Annotated in this window: 3 protein-coding genes; all 3 read right to left on the reverse strand. The window is 42.3% G+C overall.

All coding sequences use genetic code 11. The annotated features are described in order from the left end of the window. A partial coding sequence (locus IQR33_RS19790) for an HD-GYP domain-containing protein (RefSeq protein WP_193843962.1) occupies window positions 1-681 on the reverse strand: 681 nt, incomplete at its 3' end. 130 nt (window positions 682-811) lie between these two features. Continuing rightward, complete coding sequence (locus IQR33_RS19795) at window positions 812-1810, reverse strand: LacI family DNA-binding transcriptional regulator (protein ID WP_017636173.1); 999 nt, start codon at window positions 1808-1810, stop codon at window positions 812-814. Window positions 1811-1914: 104 nt separating this feature from the next. Continuing rightward, on the reverse strand, window positions 1915-2265 hold a 351-nt coding region (locus IQR33_RS19800), incomplete at its 5' end, for a ChbG/HpnK family deacetylase (protein WP_193843963.1).

Genomic DNA, 2265 nt, shown 5'->3' on the forward strand with positions numbered 1-2265 from the left:
ATTAGTTTCTGGCTCTGTTAGAGGTAGTTGCTTTCTTAATATTGCAGTCGGGATTTTTATTTTCCCGATATCATGGAATAGTGCGGAAAAGGAAAGCTCTTTCAACTGTGCTGCTGAGTACCCTTTAGCACGGCCAATCATCATCGAGATAACAGCCACGTTCAATGAGTGGAAATAAATATCTTCAAACTCATTTTTTCCGTTCATCAGATGTAACGTAACATTATCATCGCACATTAACTTCTCGACGATATCTTCAATAAGAAGCTTTGCTTCATCAACTGCTGCTGTCGGACGGTTACGGATTTTAGTCATGACTGAACGCATACGAGCCAGAGAGCGCTCAAACTCTTTTTCACACTGAATCACGCGTCGACGGTATGCACTTAACTTTTCTATGCGGTTTTGTTTTTCTTGCCACATTTTTTGAGTTTCATGATCTAACGACGCTTCATTTGTTACTCTGTCAGCTTGTCTTTGATCAACAGGGAGTGGAACGGCATCGCTTTGCTCTGGATTAAAGTAAACGAACTTTACGCCGAGGTGGCGGATCATCTCGACTTGCTCTTGGTCTTTAATCTTAAAGCTATTGAGTAGAAAGGGGTGATCGTTCCACTTTAGCGGAAGACGGATATGTAATCCGGGTTGAATACGATCGACCGTTAGTTTAATGGCTGCCACTTATTCACTACTGATTTATATTTCTTAAGAGAGTTAGAATACTAGTAAATTTTGTGAATAAATTCATCAGTAACTATCAAAACATCAAACCGTTATTTCTAAGCGACTCACTTGATTAGATAGAAGTAAGCTACTTTAAGGAGCGATCTGCTTTGCGTATTTTAAGCTTGGCCTCGAACACAGGCTTGTCTATTACTTCTTGACCTTTGACTAGTCCCATTAACGTTTGTACCGCTACACGGGCCATGTCACTGATAGGAAAGTGCACTGCTGATACTGTAGGGTAAAGACTTTCACAAAGATCAACACTGTCAAAGCTAGTTAATGAGATTTGCTCTGGTACAGAAATACTGTGCTCGTGTAAGTACTGCATTGCGCCAACCGTCATTTCTTCACTGCACGAAAAGACAGCCGTCACATCAGGGTGTCGTTGTAAAATTGCAGCCATTGCATCATAACCACTTTGCCGGCCATAATTCCCTTCTTCACACCAGCTTTCATCAATATCTATACCAGCATCCTTCATTGCATCAATATACCCAAGCTTTCTCAATACACTGTTATGACGTTGGGATGGACCGGCAATACAAGCAATCTTTCGATGACCACCAGCTAAAAGGTGCTCAACGGCAATACGGCTTGCATGATGATGGTTAAAGATAACACAACGCTCTTCTATTCCTTCCACGTAGCGATCCAGGAGAACGAAAGGTGTTGGCTGTTTAGCTAATTCACGTAAGTCATCATCTGACAAATAACGACTATGAAGTACATAGCCGTCACAACGTAAATCATTAAAACGCTGAATTGCCTCTTTTTCACCTTGTGCAGAATGATGGCCTTGAGCTGTAATCAAAAACTTCTTATGAATATCTAGCTCGGTTTGAACCTGCTCCATCATCTCGCCAAAGAAGCCCCCCGTATAGTAAGTCACCAATAACCCAACCATATTACTGGATGAGGTTGCGAGTGAACGAGCAATTGCACTGGGACGATAATTCAATTGCGCCATAGCTTGCTCTACTTTTTTTCGAGTTTCCTCGCGAAATTTCCCCTCTCCATTAATAATTCGAGAAACGGTAGAGCGATTTACACCGGCGAGTTCGGCTACATCTTTAATCCTTGCCATAATGCTATTGGGTCCAACTGCAATTGTTATTAAATATTCGTTTGTGTAGAACGGCTGCCAGCAATTCGTAAGGTGCTATAGGGGGCGAAGCTGGCAGCCTTTAATCATACACCGACCGTTTGATTGGTAGAAACAAGCTCAGAGTAATCCGTGACAGTTATACCATGATGAGCTAACTGTTCTTTTAAAATGGGAGAGGTAAGAACTTGTAACTCTAGCTCTCGCTGAAGCGCATAGCCACTCTTTAAGATAAGCGCCTGATCGGCCTCTGCCGGGTGGCACATCACCTCAACCAAGTCATAGTCAGCTTTTAAGCTCAATAAATGTGCCATTAAACCATCCAAGCTCACTTTTTGGTCATAAAACTCATCAGTAAAGATATACCTGATTGTCATCGATTCTTGACACAAGCCAGTGCCCCGCAGTGGCACTCGGTATTCATTCGCTACTTCTTT

It is taken from the genome of Vibrio sp. OPT46 (genome assembly GCF_015163535.1).
Taxonomy (GTDB): domain Bacteria; phylum Pseudomonadota; class Gammaproteobacteria; order Enterobacterales; family Vibrionaceae; genus Vibrio; species Vibrio alginolyticus.

Coding starts and splice junctions, on each gene's coding strand:
- IQR33_RS19795 (WP_017636173.1), bottom strand. CDS start 1,810: ATGGCAAGGATTAAAGATGTAGCCGAACTCGCCGGTGTAAATCGCTCT.